3 protein-coding genes are annotated in these 1277 nt (G+C 46.3%); all 3 read left to right on the top strand.

What is annotated here, in order from left to right; genetic code table 11:
• Positions 1-458, top strand: a 458-nt coding sequence (locus tag ACOMDU_RS13595) for a tyrosine-type recombinase/integrase (RefSeq protein ID WP_421130695.1), incomplete at its 5' end; no start/stop codon positions are given.
• A 152-nt stretch (positions 459-610) separates the two neighbouring features.
• The gene (locus ACOMDU_RS13600) at positions 611-928 is read left to right on the top strand and encodes a site-specific integrase (RefSeq protein ID WP_421130696.1); all 318 of its coding nucleotides are present in this window, start codon (positions 611-613) and stop codon (positions 926-928) included.
• A partial coding sequence (locus tag ACOMDU_RS13605; protein WP_421130697.1) for a tyrosine-type recombinase/integrase occupies positions 918-1277 on the top strand: 360 nt, incomplete at its 3' end. The genes ACOMDU_RS13600 and ACOMDU_RS13605, both read left to right, overlap by 11 nt.

The following is a 1277-nucleotide window of genomic DNA, read 5'->3' on the forward strand; positions in this document are numbered from 1 at the left end:
AAACAAAGCATGACAAACCAAGATATGTTCCTCTGTCTAAAAGTCTGTGGGCGGACTACGAACAATATTTTGAAGAAATCCATGCGGAAAGTTCTGGTAACAACTATTTCTTCCCCAATCCCCGAAAAAGCTGCTACCATACAACCACAGTCTACAACCGGTTTCGGGATGCGCTATGGCATTGTGGAATTGCGCATAAAGGACGTGGATACGGTCCGAGGGTTCATGACCTTCGTCATACCTTTGCCGTTCGTTCTATGCAAAAGCTGAAAAAATCCAAGAGCGACATCGTGACTACACTTCCATACCTTTCGGCGTATCTCGGCCATTGCAACATGAGTGCGACGCAAATCTATCTGCATTTAACAGCGGAATGTTACCCTGAATTTATTCAAAAGCAGTGCGATTATCTTGGCGATACGATTCCAACGTGGGAGGCGCCGAATGAAAACTGCTGATTTTGCCGCACATTTGACGGAGTTTCTTTCCCATTACCTGCCCGAACTTAAAAATATCAGTACGAACACGATTTCATCATANTGTTACCCTGAATTTATTCAAAAGCAGTGCGATTATCTTGGCGATACGATTCCAACGTGGGAGGCGCCGAATGAAAACTGCTGATTTTGCCGCACATTTGACGGAGTTTCTTTCCCATTACCTGCCCGAACTTAAAAATATCAGTACGAACACGATTTCATCATACTGCGATGCATTTCGGCTATTCCTTGGCTATTGCCAGGATGTAGAGGGGATGAGGATTGAAAAGCTTTCCATAGATGATCTGACGCCGGAACTCGTTGACCATTTTTTGCAATGGCTGAGGATAGAGCGAAACAATGGAACCGCGACGCGTAGCCAACGTCTTGCAGCCATCCGCTCANCTATTCCTTGGCTATTGCCAGGATGTAGAGGGGATGAGGATTGAAAAGCTTTCCATAGATGATCTGACGCCGGAACTCGTTGACCATTTTTTGCAATGGCTGAGGATAGAGCGAAACAATGGAACCGCGACGCGTAGCCAACGTCTTGCAGCCATCCGCTCATTTGTTAAATACCTGCAGATAAAAGAGCCGCGCCTTTTACTGAATTTCCAGCAAATACTGGCAATCCCAGTGAAAAGAGCTGAGCGCAAAGCGATTAATCCGTTGACAAAAGAGGCGATTGCGCTGATCCTGCGCCAGCCGGATACATCCACTCTCAGCGGCAGAAGAGATGCCACTATCCTGTGTTTTCTTTATGATACAGCAGCCCGTGTGCAGGAAATCTGTGACTTA

It is taken from the genome of Vescimonas sanitatis, assembly GCF_049060325.1.
Classification (GTDB): Bacteria; Bacillota; Clostridia; order Oscillospirales; family Oscillospiraceae; genus Vescimonas; species Vescimonas sanitatis.